Source organism: Roseateles sp. GW821-FHT09H10 (genome assembly GCF_059415865.1).
Window position 1 is genome coordinate 1017752 of record NZ_JBWKOB010000001.1, and the last position, 21074, is coordinate 1038825.

Below are 21074 nucleotides of genomic sequence, written 5' to 3' on the forward strand. Positions count from 1 at the left end.
TCGGCCTGGCGCCGGTGTGCGCCATGACTGATACCCCCTTGCTGCCGGCCGAGTTCGCCGGCCTGGACCTGCTGGCGACCATGGTCGTCGTCGCCCGTGCCGACGGCGAATGCCTGTTCGCCAATGCGGCCTTCGAGAACGGCATGCGCCTGTCGCGCCGCACGGTGCAGAAGGCCCAGCTGTCCGACTGGTTCGACGACGCCCAGCGCCTGCTCGAGACCCTGGCCGGCGTGGCTGCCAACCACTATTCCAGCAGCCGCTTCGATGCCCTGCTGCGCCGCGGCGCCTGGGCCCATGAGGACGGACTGCCGGTGCACGTCATCGTGTCGCAGATGGACGCCGGCGACGACGGCGAGCCGCGCGTCCTCGTCGAGCTCATCGAGATCGCCCAGCAGGCCCGCCAGGACCGCGACGAGCGCAGCCTCGACCAGGTCCAGGCCACCAAGGAGCTGACGCGCAACCTGGCCCACGAGATCAAGAACCCGCTGGGCGGCATCCGCGGCGCGGCCCAGCTGCTGGCGCTGGAGCTGCAGACCGGCCAGGCCGAGCTGACCGAATACACCCAGGTCATCGTCCATGAGGTGGACCGGCTGCAAAGCCTGGTCGACCGCCTGCTGGCCCCGCACCGCCGCGCCCATGTCGTCGGCGACGTCAACATCCACGAGATCTGCGAGCGGGTGCGGGCCCTGGTGCTCATCGAGCACCCCAAGGGCCTCATCATCCCGCGCGACTACGACACCTCGCTGCCCGACTTCCGCGGCGACCGCGAGCAGCTGATCCAGATGGTGTTGAACATCGTGCAGAACGCCGCCCAGGTGCTGGGTTCGCGCATGGCGGCCGGCGACGCCCAGATCGTGCTGCGCACCCGCGTCTCCCGCCAGGTCACCATCGGCAAGCAGCGCTGGCGCTTGGCATTGGAATTGCATATCGAGGACAACGGTCCCGGCGTCCCCGCCGAGATCCGGGATCGCATCTTCTTTCCCCTGGTCTCAGGGCGGGAGGGCGGCTCGGGACTCGGACTCACGCTCGCGCAGACGATCGCCCAACAGCACCAGGGGATGATCGATTGCGAGAGCGAGCCAGGCCTGACGAATTTCCGAATCACGCTGCCCCTGCCTTGACGCCACAAGCCGACGGGAGGGGCTGAGGAACCGCATGAAATCCATCTGGGTTGTTGACGACGACCACTCGATCCGCTTCGTGCTCGAGAAGGCCCTGGCGCGCGAAGGCCTGCCGGTGCGGTCTTTTAGCAATGCGCGCGACATGCTCGCTGCGCTCGACGACGATTCACCGCAGGTGCTGGTGTCCGACATCCGCATGCCGGGTGGCTCGGGCCTGGAGCTGCTGGCCAAGGTCAAGGCCCGCCTGCCGGCCCTGCCCGTCATCATCATGACGGCCTATTCCGACCTGGACAGCGCCGTGTCGGCCTTCCAGGGCGGTGCGTTTGAATACCTGCCCAAGCCCTTCGACCTGCCGCGCGCCGTCGAGCTGATCCGCCGCGCGCAGGAGGAAAGCCAGCGCGAGGCCGGCGAGCAGGAGGCCGCGGCCCAGGTGCCCGAGATGCTGGGCCAGGCGCCGGCCATGCAGGACGTCTTCCGCGCCATCGGCCGGCTGTCGCAGAGCAATGTCACCGTGATGATCACGGGCGAGAGCGGCTCGGGCAAGGAACTGGTGGCCCGCGCCCTGCACAAGCACAGCCCGCGTGGCGAAGGGCCGTTCGTGGCCATCAACACCGCGGCCATCCCGAAGGACCTTCTCGAGAGCGAGCTCTTCGGCCATGAGCGCGGCGCCTTCACCGGCGCCCAGGCCTCGCGGCGCGGCCGCTTCGAGCAGGCCGACGGCGGCACCCTCTTCCTCGACGAAATCGGCGACATGCCCTTCGAGCTGCAGACGCGCCTCTTGCGTGTGCTGTCCGACGGGCAGTTCTACCGCGTCGGCGGCCACAGCCCAATGCGCAGCAATGTGCGGGTCATCGCCGCCACCCACCAGAACCTGGAAGACCGCGTGCGCCAGGGCGTGTTCCGCGAGGACTTGTTCCACCGCCTCAACGTCATCCGCCTGCGCCTGCCGCCGCTGCGTGAGCGCCGCGAGGACGTGCCCTCGCTGGCCCGCCACTTCCTGCAGCGCAGCGCGACCGAGCTGGGCGTCGAGCCCAAGCGCCTGTCCGATGCGGCGCTGACGGTGCTGACCAACTTCGACTTCCCCGGCAACGTCCGCCAGCTGGAGAACATCTGCCACTGGCTCAGCGTCATGGCGCCCAGCCAGGTCGTCGAGCCCAAGGACTTGCCGGACGAGGTGCAGCCCGGCTACGTGCCGGCGCCATCCACGACGGCGATGACGAGCACGCCTGCTGCCCAGCCCAGCGCAGCCGCACCCGCGCCCGCCGCGGCACCGGCCAGCACCAGCAGCGGCGAAGGCTGGCTGGCCGACATGGCCGCCGACGCGCGCGCCCGCCTGCTCGCCGGCGAGCCCGACGTGTGGGATGCGCTGACCAAGAAGTTCGAGGCCCAGCTCATCCTGACGGCGCTGGACATCACCCGCGGCCGCCGCATCGAGGCGGCGCAGAAGCTCGGCATCGGCCGCAATACCATCACGCGCAAGATCCAGGAGCTGGGTCTGGACGTTTGAGCGCATGACCGACTCCCCGGTCTGCCGGGGAGTTGTTGAGTGGCCGTTTCTTCTCGCGCTGCGCTGGCCATGGGCCTGGGCGCCATCCTGCTGTGGAGCACCTCGGTCGGCACGATGCGCGGCATCACCGAGCATCTCGGGGCCACCGGTGGTGCCGCCGTGCTCTACACGCTGAGCGCGCTGCTGCTGTTCGCATTGACGAAGCGCACGCCGCTGCAGTCCTTCCCGCCCCTGTATCTGCTGTTGGGCACGGCCCTCTTCGTGGGCTATCAGCTCTGCTTTGCGCTGGCCGTGGGCCTGGCCCGCAGCCGTGCCGAGGCGATCGAGGTCGGCATGGTGAACTATCTGTGGCCCAGCCTGACGGTGGTGTGCTCGGCCCTCGCGCTGCGCCAACGCGTCGGCGGCCTGATGCTGGCGGGCCTGGCGCTGGCCTTCGCCGGTGTCGTGGTGGCCTGCATGCCGGCCCAGGGCTTCTCGTTGGCCGGCTTCATGGCCCATGCCGCGGGCAATCCCCTCAGCTACGGCCTGGCCCTGGGTGCTGCCATCACCTGGGCCCTCTACTGCACGGTCACCAACCGGCTGGCGCGGGGCTGCAATGGCGTCTGGCTCTTCATGGCCTTGAGCGCCGTCGCCTTCTGGGTGCTCTACCTGATCAAGCCCGGCGCCAGCGCCATGCAGTGGTCGCTGCCCGCGGTCAGCCAGGTGCTGCTGGCCGGCAGTGCCGTTGGCGCGGCCTATGCGCTGTGGAATCTGGCCATCCTGCGCGGCAATGTCGGCACCCTGGGCCTGGCGGCCAATGGCACGCCGCTGTTGTCGGCGTTGTTCGCGTCGCTGTGGCTGAGCACAGCCTTGCCGCTGAGCTTCTGGGCCGGTGCAGCCCTGGTGGTGGTCGGTTCGGCCATCGCGGGACGCCGGAGCTAGGTCCATACTGTCATCGCACGGAGGAATCGAGACCATGGACAGCCCATTTCACAAGTTCTCCGACCTGTTTCGCCAGCTCGGCCTGCCGGCCGACGATGCCGGCATTGCGGCTTTCCTGCGCGCCCATGCGCCGCTAGGCGCCGGTGTGCCTTTGGCGGAGGCCCCGTTCTGGACTCCCGCCCAGGCCGCCCTGCTGAAAGAGGAACTGCTTGAAGACGCCGATTGGGCCGAGGTGGTGGACAGGCTCAGCGCGTCTTTGCAGCGGTCGCCAGACTAGAGCTGGTCCACCATCACCGGCTTGCCGGTCAGATAGCCCTGGATGAGACGGAAGCCCATGTCGCGGCAGATCTCGGCCTCGGCTTCCTGCTCCACGCCTTCGGCCAGCGGGATGGAGCCCAGCTCCAGCACCATGCGAACCAGGTCGCGCACCATGCGCTGCTTGCGGTCGCTGGCCTCATGCAGATTGCGCACGATGCCCATGTCGAACTTGACGAAATGGGCCGGCACCTCGGCCAGTTCGTTCAGGCGCGCCTGGCCGGCGCCGAAGTCGTCGTAGGCGAAGGCCACGCCGATGCTCTTGAGGCGCTCGGCCAGCTCACGCATTCGGTCGACTTCGACCACCGCGCTTTCGTGCACCTCCACCACCAGCTTGGGCGGCACCGGCAGGGCCAGCAGCACATGCAGGGACTGGAAGAACTCTTCCGAGAAGGTCTCGCTCGGGTGGGCGTTGACGAAGACGTGCACGCCCTGGGCCTTGGGCGACAGCGCCCTCACGCCGTAGGAGCGGAAGGCTTCGCTCAGCTCGGCTTCGCGTCGCAGCGTCGCGGCCATCATGAACAGGTGCATGGGCGAGCCGGGGAGATCCGGGTGGGTGCAGCGGCCCAGCAGTTCGTAGGCCAGCAGGCGGCCGGTGCGGGCATCGACGATGGGCTGGGCCGCCGCGGTCAGGCCGCGGCCGGCCAGGAACTCCATGAACTGCGCTTCCTTGCGGACGAAGTTCTGGCTCAGCGGGTTGCTGCTCGACACCACCATCGTGCGCATCGGGCGCGGCTCCGAGATGGTGGCCGCCGCCACCGTCTCGTCGTGGGTCAGGCGGAACTCGGCGGTGCAGAAATGGATGATGTCGTTGGGCGACAGCGGCCGCGAGCCCGCCAGGCGCTCGTGGTTCACGAAGGTGCCGTTGGTGCTTCCCAGGTCGACCACCAGCAGGCCACCCGCCTCATCCGCCTGCAGCTCGGCATGCCGCCGCGACAGGCCCTGAGACTCGATGGTCAGGTCATTGCCGACATCGCGACCCACGCTGAACGGCAGCCGGTCGATGCGATGCGTGACGCGTGAACCGTCGGCGGCCACGCTCTCCAGAAACCACGGCGTACTGCCCATTCATGCCCTCCACGCCCCCCGCCGCAAATCGGCGGCGCTGCACCCTCGGTGCCCGCTGCGGGATGAGCACATTCTGAAACACATTCGCGGGGCCTGAGTACCGGTGCTTCCCTCGGTTTGGGGGCTAGTGTCCCGTTACATATAGGCCGAGCAGCCCCAGCGTCGACAGGCTCAGCAGCAGGGTCAGCACCTGCCAGAACAGCAGGGGGTGGCGCTGCTGCAGCGGCGTGCGGTCGCGACCCATGAACTCGGGACCGGGGGCATGGAGGTCGTGGGCGAACTCCGACAGAGCCTGCTGGCGCCGCGCCGGCTGTGGGTGCAAGGCCTTGCGCAGCACGCGGTCCAGCCATTCGGGCAGGTCCGGGCGGCGGGTGCGCAGCGGCACATATTGCAGCTTGTGCAGGTCGCGCGCGCCGCGCACCAACGGCACCTGCAGGCCATAGGGCAGGGCGCCGGTCAGCATCTGGTAGGCCAGCACGGCCAGGGAGAACAGCTCGGACACCGGCGTGCCGCCATCGCCGGTGAAGTATTCAGGGGCGGTGTACTGCAGCGTGCCGGCGATCTCGCGCGACCTGGCATCGCCGCGGGCTTCGCTGAGCCCCGCGACATGGGCGGATGCGAGATCGATCAGGACCACGGTGCCCCGGCGGTCGATGATGAGGTTCTCGGGCCGCAGGTCCTGGTGCAGCATCTCCTTGCGATGCAGGGCCTGCAGGCCGCGCGCGATCTGGTCGACGAGCTGGCGCACCTCATCCAGGCCGGGCTGGGGGTGGTCGGTCATCCACTGCGCCAGGGTCTGGCCGGTGATGAATTCCATCGCCGTGAAGAGATGCTCGCGGCGCTTCTCGGCCGGTGCGGCCTTGATGACATGGGGACTGTCGACGCGCCGTGCCACCCATTCCTCGGTGGCGAAGCGATCCAGGGCAGGGGCGTCGCTGCCCATCTCGGCGGAGGGCAGCTTGAGCGCCCATTCGCGCTGCTGGGCATCGACGGCCAGCACGACCTGGCTGCGTGCGCTGGTGTAGAGCTCGCGGATGACGCGGTAGCCCTCGAACTCCATGCGCGGCAGCAGCCGCGGCGGCAGGCGCAGGCCTTCACGGCGCACCGGAGGCGCCAGGCGGTCGGGCAGGGACTCGACGCGGGCCAGCATGACGGTGGCGTTGTCCCGGCTGCCCTTGGCCAGGGCGGCCGTGACCAGGGCTTGCGCCGCGGCCTGCAGGTCGTCGCCGTGGCGGGCGAGGGTGCTCACGACCAGCAGCGGGTCCAGGTGCTCGTAGGCGCCGTCGGTGGCCAGCAGATAGGTCTCGCCGACCTCGGTGGGCCAGCAGGCGTGGTCGATCTCCAGATGCGGGCTGATGCCCAGCGCCCGGCCGAGATAGGTCTGGCCGCCATCCAGGCGCACGCGGTGGTCGTGGCTCAGCTGCTCCAGCGCGGTGGGATGCACGCGGTAGGCGCGCGTGTCGCCGACATGCAGCAGATGCACCTCGCGGCCCTTGAAGACGAGGGCGCTGAAGGTGCAGACATGGCCTCTGTCCTTGTCGAAGCGGCCGTCGCCGCGCTGGGTCTGCGCATGCAGCCAGCCATTGGTGGCGGCCAGCACGCATTGGGCGGCGCGGCGCACCGTCCAGGCCTCGGAGGTGCCGTAATAGTCCTCCAGGAAGCCGCGTACGGCGGCGGCGCTGGCGACCTGGCTGACGGGGCTGCTGCTGATGCCGTCGGCAATCGCCAGCGCGATGCCGCGCGAGCGGCGCTGCGCCTCGGTCGGCTGGGCGATGCCGTGGAAATCCTGGTTCAGCGGCTTGGCACCAGCCTCGGAGTGCTGGCCCAGCGTCAGCCTCAGGGCTGCGCCCATGGCGGGCTCAGCTGAGAACTCGCTTTGGGGCCGTCTTGTAGTGTGTCGAGTAAAGCGTCAGGCCGACGAAGGTCAGGCCGCCGACCAGGTTGCCGACGACGGTGGGGATCTCGTTCCAGATCAGGTAGTCCATGATGGTGAACTTGCCGCCCAGCATCAGGCCCGAGGGGAACAGGAACATGTTGACGATGCTGTGCTCGAAGCCCATGTAGAAGAACACCATGATGGGCATCCACATGCCGATGGCCTTGCCCGAGACGGACGTGGACATCATGGCGGCGACGACGCCGGTCGAGACCATCCAGTTGCACAGCACGCCGCGGATGAAGAGGGTCAGCATGCCGGCGGCGCCGTGGTCGGCATAGCCCACCGTGCGGCCTTCGCCGATGCTGCCGATCTTCAGGCCGACGGCATTGGGCGCCTCGCTGAAGCCGAAGGTGAAGATGATGGCCATGAAGACGGCCACCGTCATCGCGCCGGCAAAGTTGCCGAAGAACACCAGCGTCCAGTTGCGCAGCACGCCGGCCCAGGTGGCGCCGGGGCGCTTGTCCAGCACGGCCAGCGGCACCAGCGTGAACACGCCGGTCAGCAGGTCGAAGCCCATCAGGTAGAGCAGGATGAAGCCCACCGGGAAGAGCAGGGCCCCGACGAGCGGATTGCCGGTATTGACGCTGACCGTGATCGCGAAGGCCGCGGCCAGCGCCAGGATGGCGCCGGCCATATAGGCCCGGATCAGCGTGTCGCGCGTCGACATCAGCAGCTTGGATTCACCGGAGTCGACCATCTTCGTGACGAACTCGGTGGGTACGACATAGGCCATGGGTTGTCTCCTCTAGCGCCTTCAAAAAATCAGTTCAGTGCAACGAGCACTCGACCGCCCTGCACCTGCACGGCGTGCGCCCGCACCGATTGCTCGGGGGCTTCCAGGCATTCGCCGGTGCTGAGGTCGAAGTGGTTCTTGTAGAGGGGCGAGGCGACGACGGTGCGCTCGCCCAGGTTGCCGATGAGGCCGCGCGACAGCACGCTGGCGCCGGAGCGCGGGTCGATGTTGTCGATGGCGTGGAAGCGGTCCGCACCGATGCGGAACACGGCCACATGGCGGTCGCCCACGAGGGCCGCGACGCCGGTGTTGGGCAGGATGTCGTCGACGCTGCAGATGGCGGTGTAGGTCATGGTCATTCCTTGATCAGGCCGTGGCTTCATCGCGCTCTTCGGCTCGCGCGGGACGGATCTGGCCGCGCTCCTGCACGAAGACGATCTGCTCGTCGCGCTTCTCGCTGTTGATGAAGCTGCGGAAGCGCTGGCGCACCTCGGGCGTCTCGACGGCGGTCTTCCATTCGCATTGATAGGTGTCGACGACGGCCTGCATCTGCGCTTCCAGCTCGGCCGCGAGGCCCAGGCTGTCGTTGATGAGGACTTGCTTCAGATAGTCCAGGCCACCGTCGAGGTTCTCGCGCCAGGTGCTGGTGCGCTGCAGGCGGTCGGCCGTGCGCACATAGAACATCAGGAAGCGGTCGATGAGCTTGAGCAGCTCGGCCTTGCTCAGGTCGCTGGCGATCAGCTCGGCGTGGCGGGGCTTCATGCCGCCGTTGCCGCAGACATAGAGGTTCCAGCCCTTGTCGGTGGCGATGATGCCGACGTCCTTGCCCTGGGCCTCGGCGCATTCCCGCGTACAGCCGGAGACGCCGAACTTGATCTTGTGCGGCGCGCGCAGGCCCTTGTAGCGGTTCTCGATCTCGACGGCCAGGCCGACCGAGTCGTCCACGCCGTAGCGGCACCAGGTGCTGCCCACGCAGCTCTTCACGGTGCGCAGCGACTTGCCATAGGCATGGCCGCTCTCGAAGCCGGCCGCGATCAGCTCTTCCCAGATGAAGGGCAGCTGCTCGACGCGGGCGCCGAACATGTCGACGCGGGCGCCGCCGGTGATCTTGGTGTACAGGCCGTACTTCTTGGCCACCTGGCCGACGGCAATGAGGCCGTCGGGCGTGACCTCGCCGCCCGGCATGCGCGGCACGACCGAGTAGCTGCCGTCCTTCTGGATGTTGCCGAGGTAGTAGTCGTTGCTGTCCTGCAGGGCGGCGAGCTCGGGCTTGAGGACGAAGTCGTTCCAGCAGGACGCGAAGATGCTTGCGGCGGCCGGCTTGCAGATGTCGCAGCCCAGGCCCTTGCCGTGCCTGGCCATCAGGTCGCTGAAGGTCTTGATGCCGCCGACACGGATCAGGTGGTACAGCTCCTGGCGCGAATGCGGGAAGTGCTCGCAGATGTGGTTGTTGACGGCCATGCCGCGCTTGGCCATCTCGAACTTCATGACCTGCGTGACCAGGGGCACGCAGCCGCCGCAGGTGGCGCCGGCCTTGGTGCAGGCCTTGATGGCGCCGATGGTCGTGCAGCCTTCGCCGACGGCGGCGCAGATCTGGCCCTTGCTGACGTTGTTGCAGGAGCAGAGCTGGGCGCTGTCAGGCAGGGCGTCGGGGCCGATGCCGACCTTGGCCTTGCCATCGCTGCTGGGCAGGATGAGGAACTCGGGGTCGGCCGGCAGCTTGATGCCGTTGAGCGCCATCTGCTGCAGCGTGCCGTACTCGGCCGCGTCGCCCACCAGCACGGCGCCGAGCAGGAACTGGCCGTCCTCGCTGACGACGATCTTCTTGTAGACCTGCTTGCGCTCGTCCACGTACTGGTAGCTGCGGCAGTGGGCCGTGTTGCCATGGGCGTCGCCGATGCTGGCCACGTCCACGCCCATCAGCTTGAGCTTGGTGGACAGATCGGCGCCGGGGAAGGCGGCTTCAGCGTCGCCGGCGATGTGGCGGGCCGCGACGCGGGCCATCTCGTAGCCGGGGGCGACCAGGCCATAGGTCTGCTCGTTCCAGGCCGCCACCTCGCCGATGGCGTAGACATTGCGGTCGCTGGTGCGGCAGTGGTCGTCGATGACGACGCCGCCGCGCGGGCCGATGGCCAGCACGCATTGGCGTGCCACCTCGTCGCGCGGGCGGATGCCGGCCGAGAAGACCAGCATGTCGGTCTCCAGCCAGGTGCCGTCGGTGAAGACGAGGCGGTGGCGGGCCGTCACGCCGTCGGTGATCTCGACGGTGTTGCGGTTGGTGTGTACCTCGACGCCGAGTTCCTCGATCTTGGTGCGCAGCACGCGGCCGCCGGTCTCGTCGATCTGCACGGCCATCAGCCGCGGCGCGAACTCGACGACATGGGTGTGCAGGCCCATGTCGCGCAGGGCCTTGGCGCATTCCAGGCCCAGCAGGCCGCCGCCGATGACGACACCGCTCTTTGACACAGAGCCGCTGGCCTGCATGGCTTCGAGGTCTTCGATGGTGCGGTAGACATGGCAGTGCGGGCGGTCACGGCCCGGCACGGCCGGCACGAAGGGGTAGGAGCCGGTGGCCAGCACCAGCTTGTCGTAGTGCACGACCTCGCCGTCGGCCAGCGTGATGGTGTGGTCGCGGCGCTCGATGGCCACGGCCTTGGCGGCCAGGCGCAGCTTGAAGCCGGTCTTCTCGAAGAAGCCTGGCGGCACCAGGGACAGGTCCTCGGCCGACTTGCCCGAGAAGAACTCGGACAGGTGCACGCGGTCGTAGGCGGCGCGCGGCTCTTCGCACAGCACCGTCACCTGCACGTCGGCCGCCGCGGGGCCTTCGGCAAGCGATTCGAGAAACTTCTGGCCGACCATTCCGTGGCCGATGAGGACGATGTGCATGGTCTTGACTGCGGGCAGGCGCCGCCGACCGGGCCGCGCGGGCGGCCAGGTCGGTGGTGCAAAAGAGAAGGCCCCGTGAACAGCTGTCTGTTCGAACGGGGCCAGCGGGGTGCGCTTGAGCGCTGAGATTCGCCGTCTTTGGCGATGGAGGGATCGCTGCGGCGCGACCTCTCGATCAGCTCAACGCAAGACGCGTGCCTGCATTGACGAAAGCGTTCTCCCCAGGAAAGTGGTTGTGGCCTGCGGCGGGCCGGCACTGTCGCGGTGCGGCGCCCCGCACCGGTGCGGGGCGTGCTGCCCCGTCAGCGGGCCGGGCGGTCCAGCATGACTTCCAGGCCCTGGGCGTTCAGTTCGGCGTCCAGGGCCAGCCAGTCGGCGGCGTCCGCCATGCTGCCGCGATAGCCATGACCCTGCACCCGCGCCAGATAGGCGGCCAGCAGGCCGCCCTTGAGCCTCTCGTGGCGTTCGGGCACGTCTTTCAGCAGCTGGGCCAGGGCGACCATCTCGTCGACCTGCTCCAGCATCACCGCGGCCAGGCGCTGCACTTCTTCCACCGAGCCGCCGATGCGGCCGTAGTGGGTGACCTGCATGGCCACGGGCTCGGCGGCCAGCAGCCGGGCCACGGTGGCCTTCAAGGCGTCGGGCTCGAATTGCACCGGCGTGCTGGTCGGCAATATCCAGGCGCGGCCGTCGACGTCGAAGGCGCGATACGACAGGCCGAAGGTGTCGCCGGTGAACCAGCTGCGGCTGCGTTCGTCCCAGATGGCGTGGTGGTGCTTGGCGTGGCCCGGGCTGTCGATGAAGCGCAGCGGCCGGCCGGCGAGATGGACGATCTGCTCGTCATGGGTGGCTTCGGCGCGCTCGGCCGGCACCGGCACCAGCTTGCCGTAGCTGCGCTGCATCTCTTCTTCGCCATAGACGGCCAGGGCCCCTAGCCACAGGGCCTTGGGGTCCACCATATGGCGCAGGCCGCGCGGATGCACCAGGGCGCGGGCCTGGGGCAGGGACTGCATCAACAGGCCCACGCCGCCGGCATGGTCCAGATGGACATGGGTGGGGATGACCCAGTCGACGGCGTCGACCGCCAGCCCCAGGGCGGCGAGCGAGGCCAGCAGGCGCGGCACGGCATGGTTGGTGCCGGTGTCGATGAAGGCGGCGCGGCCGTTCTCGACGATCAGATAGGCCGCGTCGAAGCGCGGGCGCTGGAAGCCGGTATCGATGGCATAGATGCCATGGCCGAGGTCTTCGAGGAATTCGGGCAACTGCATGGAAGGCGTTTCTAGAATCGGCCGACGATAGCCGAAGGAGGCCCGCTTGGCCGTTCACGAGATTTTGAAGATGGGCGACCCGCGCTTGCTGCGCGTCGCCAAGCCGATCACCGAGTTCGGCACGCCCGCCTTGAAGGCGCTGATCGCCGACATGTTCGAGACCATGGCCGCCGCCAATGGCGCGGGCCTGGCGGCACCGCAGATCGGCGTGGACCTGCGCCTGGTCATCTTCGGCTACACGAAGAATGTGCGCTATCCGGACGCGCCGCCCGTGCCGCCCACCGTGCTGATCAACCCGGTCATCGAGGTGCTGGACGGTGGCCGCACCGAGGGCTGGGAGGGCTGCCTGTCCGTGCCCGGCCTGCGCGGCGTCGTCGAGCGCGACGAGCGCATCCGCTACACGGGCTTCGATGCCGACGGCGCGCCCATCGATCGCAGCGTGGATGGCTTCCATGCCCGCGTCGTGCAGCACGAGTGCGACCATCTGGACGGCATCCTCTACCCCATGCGGGTCAAGGACTTCACGCGCTTCGGCTACACCTCGGTACTGTTCCCCGAGCTGGACCCGAATTCCGACGACGATTGATTGCAAAACTTGTAAGCGCGGTCCACCGTACCGCGGGCTTGTGCGTTGCGCAGGCGCAAAGGAGCATTGGCTCATGACCACGTCCCCCGAATCCAAGCTTGTGCTGAACCGCAGCCGCTGGCGCATGCTGGCCCTGACGCTGCTGGTCGCCATCGCACCGGCCGTCCAGGCCCAGGACACCGAGCGCGACCCGCCCACCCGAGCCGCCCGTATCGTCGACGTCGTCGGCGACGCCTGGCTGTTCGACCACGACACCCGCGAATGGACGCGGCTGACGCGCAACCAGACCGTCGGCGAGGGCGACCGCGTGCGCACCGACGAACGCGCCCGGGTCAGCCTGCGCACCGGCTCCACGACGATCTGGGTTGACGAGCGCAGCGACCTGGAACTGAGCCAGCTCGACGAAGGCCAGACCCTGCTGCAGATCGACCGCGGCGATGTCGCCGTGCGACTGCGCTCCGCCGAAAACGCCGCCGAGACGCGGCTGCGCACCCGCGAGGGCACGGCCCAGCCCGAGCGCGAGGGCCTTTACCGCGTCGAGCAGCTGGACCGCGGCAGCAAGGTCTATGTCTGGCAGGGCCGCATGCGCTTTGAATGGGCGCGCGGCGCCTCGCCCGTGCATCTGGGCACCGGTGAACAGGTCGAGCTCTGGTGGCCCGACGGTCCCCGCGCCGAGCGCTCGGCGCTGTACAGCGACGGCTTCGGCGACTGGGTGCTGGCCGAGAACCGTGAGGAGGGCGAGCGCCTGGTGGCCGGCACGGCCCGCTACGTGTCGCCCGAGATGACGGGCGCCGAGGACCTGGACCGCTATGGCCGCTGGGAAACCGCGCCCGAGTACGGCAGCGTGTGGATCCCGACGACGGTCGTCGTGGCCGACTGGGCACCCTACCGCTACGGCCGCTGGGCCTGGTCGCGCCACTGGGGCTGGACCTGGGTGGATGACGCGCCCTGGGGCTTTGCGCCCTTCCACTACGGGCGCTGGGTCAACTGGCGCGGCCGCTGGTGCTGGACGCCGGGCGCCTATGTGCACCGGCCCGTCTACGCGCCGGCCCTGGTGGGCTGGGTGGGCAGCGGAGCCGTCAGCGTGGGCGTCACGGTCGGCAGCCGCCCGCCGCCGCCGCGCTATGGCTGGTATCCGCTGGCGCCGCGCGAGGTCTATCGCCCGGGCTACCACCACAGCCACCGCTATGTGAATCGCATCAACGATCCGCGTGATGTGCGCGACCCCGTGACCGTGCAGCGTCCGCACCGCTACCGCGATGCACCCAATGCCGTCAGCACGCTGCCGGCGCCGGGCGCGGCCATTCAGCCCATGCCGGTGCGCGGCCCCGACCGCAAGCCGGACCCGGGCTGGAACCGCCCGCTGCCGACGGCGCCGGGCCGGGGCGACCTGGCGGCCGTGCTGCCTGCCGCGCCGACCCGCACGCCCGAGACCGAACTGCCGCGCCGCATTCCGCGGCCGTCTGATGGCCAGATGGGCTGGCGCAGCGAAGGCCAGGGACCGCAGCGTCGCGACCACCGCGGCCCCGAGAACCAACCCCAGCAGCCGCAGCCCGCCGTGGCCCAGCCGGCCCTGCCCAGCGTCGTTGCGCAGCCGCAGCCGCAGCCGCAACAACAGCAGCCCCAGGCGCGCCCGGGCGCCGATCAGCCTCCGCGCGGCGGCGACAACATGCCCTGGCGTGCCCAGCAGCAACGTGAAGCGCAGCAAAGGGAGCAACAGCAGCGCGACATGCAGCAGCGGGACCACCAGCAGCGCGAGGCACAACAGCGCGAAGCCCAGCAGCGCGAAGCCCAGCATCGGGACGCTCAACAGCGCGAGCTGCAGCAGCGTGATGCCCAGCAACGCGAGATGCAGCAGCGTCGCGAACAGCAGCAACAACAGTTGCAGCAGCAGCAGCAGCAACAGCAACAGCAGCAGCAGCAGCAGCAGCAGCAGCAGCAGCAGCGCGAGATGCAGCAGCGTGAGATGCAGCAACGCGAGCAGCAGCAGCGCGAAATGCAGCAACGCGAAATGCAGCAGCGTGAGCAGCAGCGCCGCATGCCGCAGCCCGAGCCGCAGCGTCAGGCCGAGCCGCCGCGCATGCAGCTGCCCCAGCAGCAGCCGCAACCCCAGGCCCAGCCTCGCGCCCAGCCGCGTGAAGAGGGGCCGCAACGCGGCCGCCAGGACGGCCCGCCCAAGGACAGGCGCGGCGAGGGACCGCGCCAGAATGAAAGGTAAGTCGGCTGCTTATGGCCAACGCCTCGCAGGGCGTTGGCCGTTCGCCAGGCGTCGGACATGCAGCAGTGCATGTCCTCGGTCCCGGCTCACAGCAGCGGCTTCAGGGCCGGCCAGACGTTGTCCAGCATGAGGGGATGCGCCTTGGCCAGCGGGTGGATGCGGTCGCCCTGGAACCAGTCCATGGCGTCCGCCCGGTCCGCCACGCCCTTGAGCAGGAAGGGCACCAGGGCCGCCTTGGCCTGCCTGGCCACCTGCTCGAAAGACTCGGCAAACTCCTTGCCGTAGGCCGTGCCGTAGTTGGGCGGGACCTGCATGCCCGCGATGATGACCTTGGCGCCGGCCTGCTGGGCCGCTTTGGCCATGGTGAGCAGGTTGTCGCGCGTGCTGGACAGCGGCAGGCCGCGCAGCGCGTCGTTGCCGCCCAGTTCCAGGATGACGATGGCCGGCTTGTGGGTGCGCAGGGCCACGGGCAGCCGGCTGCGGCCGCCGGCCGTCGTGTCGCCGCTGATGCTGGCGTTGACGACGCGATGCGGCTTCTTCTGCTCGGCCAGGCGCTTCTGCAGCAGGGCGACCCAGCCGTCGCCGGCCTTGAGGCCGTATTCGGCCGACAGGCTGTCGCCGACGACCAGGATGACGGGCGCCTCCGCCGCGGCGGCCGCCCCTGAGATCCATGACAAAAAGCTGGCCATCACCCCCAGGCTAAAGTGCGCCAACACCCATCGCCGCCGCAGTCCCGACATGCCCGAAGCCCTTGTTCAAGTTGACCAGATCACCAAGCGCGTTCGTGACGCCACCGGGGAGCTGACGATTCTGCATGACATCAGCTTCACGCTGACCGAGCGGGAATCGGTCGCCATCGTCGGCGCCTCGGGCTCGGGCAAGAGCACCTTGCTGGCCATCCTCGCGGGCCTGGACACGCCCAGCGACGGCTCGGTGACGCTGCGCGGCCAGAACCTGTTCGCGCTGGACGAGGATGAGCGCGCCGCCGTGCGGGCACGCGAGCTGGGCTTCGTCTTCCAGAGCTTTCAGCTGTTGCCGAATCTCACCGCGCTGGAGAACGTCATGCTGCCGCTGGAGCTGCGCGGCGCGCGCGACGCCCGCGAGCAGGCCGCGGCCATGCTGGCCCGCGTGGGCCTGAGTGAACGCCTGGGGCATTACCCCCGCGTGCTGTCCGGCGGCGAGCAGCAGCGCGTGGCGCTGGCGCGTGCCTTCGTGCAGCGGCCGGCCCTGCTGCTGGCTGACGAACCGACGGGTAGCCTGGACTTTGCGACGGGGGCCTCGGTGATGGAGCTGATGTTCGAGCTCAACCGCGAGGCCGGCACGACGCTGGTACTCGTCACCCACGACCGCGAGATCGCGGCGCGCTGCGAGCGCCAGCTGAAGATCGAAGCGGGACGGCTCGCGGCCTAAGCGAGCGCCTGGTCGAAGTCGGCCGTCAGGTCTTCAGCCGCTTCCAGGCCGACCGACAGTCGCACCAGGCCTTCGGCGATGCCCATGGCGGCGCGCGCCTCGCGGCCCATCTCCCAGAAGATGGTCGGCGCCACCGGGATGATCAGCGTGCGCGTGTCGGCCAGGCCGGTGGCCTTCAGCGGCAGGCGCAGGCGGTTCAGCACCTCGACGAGGCGCTCGCTGTCGCGCAGCTCGAAGCTCAGCATCCAGGAGCCGTTGTTGCCGAACCAGGCGCGGGCGCGCTCGTGCTCGGGGTGGCTTTCCAGCATCGGGTAGTGCACGCGCTCGATGGCTGGATGAGCGGCCAGGTGGCGCGCCAGTGCCAGGGCGGTCTCGCTGCTGCGCTGCAGCCGCAGCGTCAGGGTCTCGGCGCCGACGAGGATGCGGTGGGCCGCCTCGCTGGACAGGGTGCCGCCCATGTCGCGCAGGCCCTTCTTGCGGATCTGCTGCAGGCCCCAGCCGCGCGGGTCGCCCTGGCGGTAGGCGGGGAAGATGTTGGGATAGCCCGACCAGTCGAAGCAGCCCGTGTCGGTGACGGCGCCGCCCAGGGCCTCGCCGTGGCCGGCCAGGGTCTTGGTCAGCGAGTTCATGACCAGGCCGGCGCCGAAGCGTTTCGGCTGGCACAAGGCGGCTGAGGTGACGGTGTTGTCGACGACATAGAGCAGGCCGCGCTCGCGGCACAGCTTGCCCAGGCCTTCGAGGTCGGGAATGCGGGTGCTGGGGTTGGCGATGGTCTCGACGAAGACCAGGCGGGTCTCGGGGCGCAGCGCCGCCTCGATGGCCGCGACATCGCCGGCATCGACGCGGCTGACGGCGATGCCCAGACCCTCCAGCGTCTGGAACAGGCTGTTGGTGTTGCCGAAGACGCGGGCGCTGGTGACGAGATGGTCGCCGGCCTTCAACAGCGTCAGGAAGAGGGCGCTCAGAGCCGCCATGCCGGTGGCGAAGCTGACCGTGCCGATGCCGCCTTCCAGCTCCGTGACGACGGCTTCCAGCGCGGCCGTCGTCGGCGTGCCCTGGCGGGCGTAGTTGAAGCTGCCCTTGACCTTGCCCTGGAAGACGCCGATCAGGTCCTCCACGTTCTCGTAGGCGTATTGCACCGAGGGGTGGACGGGCGTGTGGACGCCGCCGAACTGGCGGTCGCCGCCGGCGGCGTGGACGAGGCGGGTGCTGAGAGCGTCTGACATGGTCTTCCCGGATCCAGATGGCAAAAGACCCGCCGGAGCGGGTCTTGGGCTAAGCGAACCGCGCTGCGGCTTACTTGCTGAACTTGTAGTCGGTCTTGGCCTTGTCGATCAGGCCTTGCTGGAACTCGGCCCACTTCTGCTGCTCGATGCGCTGCTTGATCTGGGCCTTGACGTCGTCGAAGGCCGGGAAGGTGGCGGGGCGCACGTCTTCCAGCTTGATGATGTGATAGCCGAACTGGCTCTTCACCGGCTCCTGCGTCATCTGGCCCTTCTCCAGCGCGACCATGGCCTTGCTGAACTCGGGCACGAAGTTGTTCGGGTTGGCGAAGTCGAGGTCGCCACCGTTGGCCGCAGAGCCGGTGTCCTTGGAGTTCTTCTTGGCCAGCTCCTCGAAGTTGGCGCCGCCCTTGACCTGGGCGATCAGGGCCTTGGCGTCTTCTTCCTTGTCGACCAGGATGTGGCGGGCACGGTATTCGCTGCCGGTGTTGGCGGCCTTGAACTTGTCGTACTCGGTCTGGGCGTCGCCGTCGCTGACGGGGTTCTTGGTCTTGAAGTCGTCCATCAGGCCGCGGATCAGCAGCATCTGCCGGGCCAGATCCATCTGGGTCTTGTAGTCGGAGCCTTGCGGCACGCCGCGCTTCTCGGCTTCCTGGATGAAGATCTCGCGGCGGACGACTTCGTCCTTGACCTGGGCTTCCAGTTCCGGCGTGCGCTGCTGCTGGCCGCTCTTGGTGACCTGCTGGATCAGCGTCTCGACGCGCGCCTTGGGCACGGGCTTGCCGTTGACGGTGGTGACGTTCTGCGCAACAGCAGCGGCCGGAACCAGTGCCGAAACGGTGGCCGCGACGACGGCGGCGAGCGCAAGCTTCTTCATGGGTGGGGAATGTGAGTCAGGCTAAAAAAATCGCGCCCGGTGCAGGGCGCGCGGTTCAATCACGCTCGACGTGTTCAGGGTTCACCCGGAGCGCGGGCGTCAATCGCCAGCGCGTGGATGCCGCGCTGCATCAGGTCGGACAAACAATGATAAACGAGGCGGTGGCGGGCCAGTCTTTGCAGGCCGGTAAAGCGATCCGACACGACAGTCACATGAAAGTGGCCGCCCTCGCGGGCGCCAGCATGGCCGGCGTGCTGGGCGCTGTCGTCGCGCAGGGTCAGCGCGGACGGCGCCAGCTCGGCGCGCAGGCGCGCCTCGATCTCGGCGGCCATGCTCACGTCTTGCTGTCCTCTTCCGGCGGCAGGTGCTTGCCGAGGTAGAGGCCCTGGGCCAGCGTGAACAGCAGCATCAGGCCGGTGACGCCGAAGACCTTGAAATTGGCCCAGGCCGAGGTCGAGAAGTTGTAGGCGACGTAGAGGTTGACGATGCCCATGACGGCGAAGAACAGCACCCAGGCGCGGTTGAGCTTGAGCCAGATCGCGTCGGGCAGGGCCAGCTCGGCGCCCAGCATGGACTGGATCAGGTTCTTGCCGAACCAGGCCTGCGAGATCCAGAAGGTCAGCGCCATGGCCCAGTGCAGGCCGGTGGGCTTCCACTTGATGAAGGTCTCGTTGTGGAACCAGACCGTCGCCGCGCCCAGCGTGACGACGAGGAAGAGGCTGATCCACAGCATCAGGTCGATCTTCTTGCCGCGCAACTTCAGGATGGCGGCCTGGGTCAGCGTGGCGATCATGACGACCAGCGTCGCCAGCAGCACCGGCGCCTCCTGCGCGCCGACGACGCCGCCGGAGACGAGGAAGCCGAAATGCTCGGTCGAGAAGGCGGCCGCGGCATCGGCATGCCCTTCGGCGCCCTTGAAGACGATGAAGAACAGGATCAGCGGGAGAAAGTCGAGCAGCAGCTTCATATTGGATCAGTCGAGGACAGAGCTACTCGCTCCGCTCGGGCGGTCTGTCCCCGAGTTCAAGTATTGTCTTTCACGAAGTCGATGGAGGCCGAGTTGATGCAGTAACGCTCTCCCGTGGGCTCGGGGCCGTCGGGGAAGACATGGCCGAGATGGCTGCCGCATTTGTTGCAGCGCACCTCGACCCGCACCATGCCGTGGCTGCGGTCGACGATGCGCTCGATGACCTCGCTGTTGACCGGCGCCCAGTAGCTGGGCCAGCCGCAGCCGGCGTCGAACTTGGTGTCGGACTCGAACAGCGGCGTGCCGCAGCCGATGCAGTTGTAGTGGCCGTCCTTGAAATGGTCCCAGTACTTGCCGGTGAAGGCGCGCTCCGTGCCGGCGTGGCGGGCAACCTGGTATTGCGTGGCATCCAGTTGCTCGCGCCATTCGGCATCGGTCTTCTGGACGGGGTAGGTCTTGCTGCTGTCGTGGCTCATGATGAACAGGACACTTCGAGAGTGGAGGCCCAGTCTGGCGGCAGGGCCGCGTCGCTGGGAAGAGCGGGTTCGTCGAACGGGCGGCCCAGAACTTTCAGCAGGCGCTCGATCTCCGTGAAATCGTTCCGCTGGGCGGCGCGGATGGCGCCCTCGGCGAGGTGGTTGCGCAGCACGATGGCCGGGTTGACGGCCAGCATGCGCGCCTCGGCGCCCGGCGTCACGCGGGCGCGCCAGCGGGTCAGCCAGGCGTCCAGCGCGTCGCGGTCGATGAAGAGATCGCGCAGCGGCTCAGGGGTCGTCAGCGCGCGCGACAGGCGGCGGAAGCTCTGCGTGAAGTCGGCGCGCGAGGCGGCCATCAGCTTCAGGAAATCGTCGGCCAGGGCCTGGTCGATCGCATCCTCGCCCTCCAGGCCGAGCTTGGCGCGCAGCCGGCCCAGCATCTGGCTGGCAAAGCGCTCGCGGTAGGCCTCGACAGCCTCCAGCAGGCGCTCGCCGGCGGCCTCCTGTTCGCCCTCCAGCAGCGGCACCAAGGCCTGGGCCAGGGCATGCAGGTTCCAGAAGGCCACCGCCGGCTGGCGGGCATAGGCGTAGCGGCCGCGGTCGTCGCTGTGGTTGCAGACGTGGCCGGGGTCGAAGGCATCCATGAAGCCGAAGGGCCCGTAGTCCAGGGTCAGGCCGAGCATGGACATGTTGTCCGTGTTCATGACGCCGTGACAGAAACCGATGGATTGCCAATGCGCGATGAGGTCGGCCGTTTGCAGGGACACCTTGCGCAACAGCGCGACGGCGGGCTCGGGCGCGTCCGCGCATTCGGGGGCGTGATGGGCGATGAACCAGTCCGCCAGGCGGCGCAGCGCGTCGAGCTGGTCGTGGTGGGCGAAGTGCTCGAAGTGGCCGAAGCGGACGAAGCTGGGCGCGACGCGGGTGACGACGGCGGCGGTCTCGACGGTCTCGCGGATGACGGGCAGGCGCGAGCCGGTGATGCACAGGGCCCGCGTCGTCGGCACGCCGAGCGCGGCCATGGCCTCCGAGCACAGGAACTCGCGGATGGACGAGCGCAGCACCGCGCGGCCGTCGCCGCGGCGGGAGTAGGGCGTCAGGCCGCCGCCCTTGAGCTGAAGCTCCTGCGGGCCGGCCGGCGTATCCACCTCGCCCAGCCACAGCGCACGGCCGTCGCCGAGCTGGCCGGCCCAGACGCCGAACTGGTGGCCGCTGTAGACCGAGGCCAGCGGCCGCATGCCGGGCCAGACGCCGTTGCCGGACAGGGCGGCGAGCGCCTCGGCGCGCGCGGTCCAGTCGGCGGGCAAACCCAGCAATTGCGCGCAGGCGGGGCTGTCGGCCACCCAGTGCGGATCGGGCAGGCCCTGGGCCGGCAATTCGGTGAAGAAGTCAGGCCCGAGGCCAGCGAAACGGTTGGTCCAGGCGAGACCTTCGAACGGGTTCATCGCACCAGTTTAGTGAGGGGGCCCATGACCTCGCTCACCCGGGTGTTTCCCCGGGGTCCGAGGGTCGCGGTTGTGACGTTTCAGTCAACACAGTGGCGACTAGACTGGGTCGAT

General features: G+C 68.8%; 20 protein-coding genes. 7 read left to right on the top strand and 13 right to left on the bottom strand.

What is annotated here, in order from left to right:
• Positions 1 to 23 precede the first annotated feature (23 nt).
• The 4 genes from glnL to AC07OY_RS04715 are packed head-to-tail and all read left to right on the top strand — an operon-like array spanning position 24 to position 3826.
• Entirely contained in the window at positions 24 to 1121 is a 1098-nt protein-coding gene (glnL, locus tag AC07OY_RS04700; protein ID WP_495041367.1) for a nitrogen regulation protein NR(II), read from the top strand.
• 34 nt (positions 1122 to 1155) lie between these two features.
• Positions 1156 to 2628, top strand: a complete 1473-nt coding sequence (gene ntrC / locus AC07OY_RS04705) for a nitrogen regulation protein NR(I) (protein WP_495041368.1) — start codon at positions 1156 to 1158, stop codon at positions 2626 to 2628.
• Positions 2629 to 2667: 39 nt separating this feature from the next.
• Positions 2668 to 3549, top strand: coding sequence for an aromatic amino acid DMT transporter YddG (gene yddG / locus AC07OY_RS04710; RefSeq protein WP_495041369.1), 882 nt, complete (start codon positions 2668 to 2670; stop codon positions 3547 to 3549).
• 34 nt (positions 3550 to 3583) lie between these two features.
• Positions 3584 to 3826 carry a DUF2789 domain-containing protein gene (locus tag AC07OY_RS04715; RefSeq protein WP_495041370.1) on the top strand — a complete coding sequence of 81 codons (243 nt, stop codon included), beginning with the start codon at positions 3584 to 3586 and terminating at the stop codon, positions 3824 to 3826.
• Here the strand turns inward: AC07OY_RS04715 and AC07OY_RS04720 are convergent.
• The 6 genes from AC07OY_RS04720 to AC07OY_RS04745 form a co-directional block, all read right to left on the bottom strand.
• Entirely contained in the window at positions 3823 to 4932 is a 1110-nt protein-coding gene (locus AC07OY_RS04720) for an EAL domain-containing protein (protein WP_495041371.1), read from the bottom strand. The genes AC07OY_RS04715 and AC07OY_RS04720 overlap by 4 nt on opposite strands.
• 124 nt (positions 4933 to 5056) lie before the next feature.
• Positions 5057 to 6784, bottom strand: coding sequence for a bifunctional protein-serine/threonine kinase/phosphatase (locus tag AC07OY_RS04725; RefSeq protein WP_495041372.1), 1728 nt, complete (start codon positions 6782 to 6784; stop codon positions 5057 to 5059).
• A gap of 7 nt (positions 6785 to 6791) precedes the next feature.
• On the bottom strand, positions 6792 to 7604 hold the full coding sequence (locus AC07OY_RS04730) for a formate/nitrite transporter family protein (protein ID WP_495041373.1): 813 nt from the start codon (positions 7602 to 7604) through the stop codon (positions 6792 to 6794).
• A 29-nt stretch (positions 7605 to 7633) separates the two neighbouring features.
• Entirely contained in the window at positions 7634 to 7957 is a 324-nt protein-coding gene (gene nirD / locus AC07OY_RS04735) for a nitrite reductase small subunit NirD (RefSeq protein ID WP_495041374.1), read from the bottom strand.
• A 13-nt stretch (positions 7958 to 7970) separates the two neighbouring features.
• The gene (nirB, locus tag AC07OY_RS04740; RefSeq protein ID WP_495041375.1) at positions 7971 to 10490 is read right to left on the bottom strand and encodes a nitrite reductase large subunit NirB; all 2520 of its coding nucleotides are present in this window, start codon (positions 10488 to 10490) and stop codon (positions 7971 to 7973) included.
• 302 nt (positions 10491 to 10792) lie between these two features.
• Entirely contained in the window at positions 10793 to 11758 is a 966-nt protein-coding gene (locus tag AC07OY_RS04745) for an MBL fold metallo-hydrolase (protein ID WP_495041376.1), read from the bottom strand.
• A 46-nt stretch (positions 11759 to 11804) separates the two neighbouring features.
• On the opposite strand from AC07OY_RS04745, the gene def reads away from it, so the two are divergent.
• Both def and AC07OY_RS04755 read left to right on the top strand, forming a co-directional pair.
• Positions 11805 to 12344, top strand: a complete 540-nt coding sequence (def, locus tag AC07OY_RS04750) for a peptide deformylase (RefSeq protein ID WP_495041377.1) — start codon at positions 11805 to 11807, stop codon at positions 12342 to 12344.
• 73 nt (positions 12345 to 12417) lie between these two features.
• Complete coding sequence (locus tag AC07OY_RS04755) at positions 12418 to 14562, top strand: DUF6600 domain-containing protein (RefSeq protein ID WP_495041378.1); 2145 nt, start codon at positions 12418 to 12420, stop codon at positions 14560 to 14562.
• 86 nt (positions 14563 to 14648) lie between these two features.
• Here the strand turns inward: AC07OY_RS04755 and AC07OY_RS04760 are convergent, their stop codons facing one another.
• Positions 14649 to 15251 carry an arylesterase gene (locus AC07OY_RS04760; protein WP_495041379.1) on the bottom strand — a complete coding sequence of 201 codons (603 nt, stop codon included), beginning with the start codon at positions 15249 to 15251 and terminating at the stop codon, positions 14649 to 14651.
• Between the two features lie 49 nt (positions 15252 to 15300).
• On the opposite strand from AC07OY_RS04760, the gene AC07OY_RS04765 reads away from it, so the two are divergent.
• Complete coding sequence (locus AC07OY_RS04765) at positions 15301 to 15972, top strand: ABC transporter ATP-binding protein (RefSeq protein ID WP_495041380.1); 672 nt, start codon at positions 15301 to 15303, stop codon at positions 15970 to 15972.
• On the opposite strand, the gene AC07OY_RS04770 is transcribed toward AC07OY_RS04765, so the two are convergent.
• The 6 genes from AC07OY_RS04770 to AC07OY_RS04795 all read right to left on the bottom strand — a co-directional run bounded on the left by AC07OY_RS04770 (position 15969) and on the right by AC07OY_RS04795 (position 20960).
• The gene (locus AC07OY_RS04770; RefSeq protein ID WP_495041381.1) at positions 15969 to 17198 is read right to left on the bottom strand and encodes a cystathionine gamma-synthase family protein; all 1230 of its coding nucleotides are present in this window, start codon (positions 17196 to 17198) and stop codon (positions 15969 to 15971) included. The genes AC07OY_RS04765 and AC07OY_RS04770 overlap by 4 nt on opposite strands.
• A 70-nt stretch (positions 17199 to 17268) precedes the next feature.
• Positions 17269 to 18072 carry a peptidylprolyl isomerase gene (locus AC07OY_RS04775; protein WP_495041382.1) on the bottom strand — a complete coding sequence of 268 codons (804 nt, stop codon included), beginning with the start codon at positions 18070 to 18072 and terminating at the stop codon, positions 17269 to 17271.
• A 74-nt stretch (positions 18073 to 18146) separates the two neighbouring features.
• On the bottom strand, positions 18147 to 18404 hold the full coding sequence (locus AC07OY_RS04780; protein WP_495041383.1) for a BolA family protein: 258 nt from the start codon (positions 18402 to 18404) through the stop codon (positions 18147 to 18149).
• 2 nt (positions 18405 to 18406) lie between these two features.
• The gene (locus AC07OY_RS04785) at positions 18407 to 19039 is read right to left on the bottom strand and encodes a septation protein A (protein WP_495041384.1); all 633 of its coding nucleotides are present in this window, start codon (positions 19037 to 19039) and stop codon (positions 18407 to 18409) included.
• Positions 19040 to 19095: 56 nt separating this feature from the next.
• The gene (msrB, locus tag AC07OY_RS04790; protein ID WP_495041385.1) at positions 19096 to 19515 is read right to left on the bottom strand and encodes a peptide-methionine (R)-S-oxide reductase MsrB; all 420 of its coding nucleotides are present in this window, start codon (positions 19513 to 19515) and stop codon (positions 19096 to 19098) included.
• Positions 19512 to 20960, bottom strand: a complete 1449-nt coding sequence (locus tag AC07OY_RS04795; protein WP_495041386.1) for a protein adenylyltransferase SelO — start codon at positions 20958 to 20960, stop codon at positions 19512 to 19514. Before AC07OY_RS04795 ends, msrB begins: the two co-directional genes overlap by 4 nt.
• Positions 20961 to 21074: the final 114 nt, after the last annotated feature.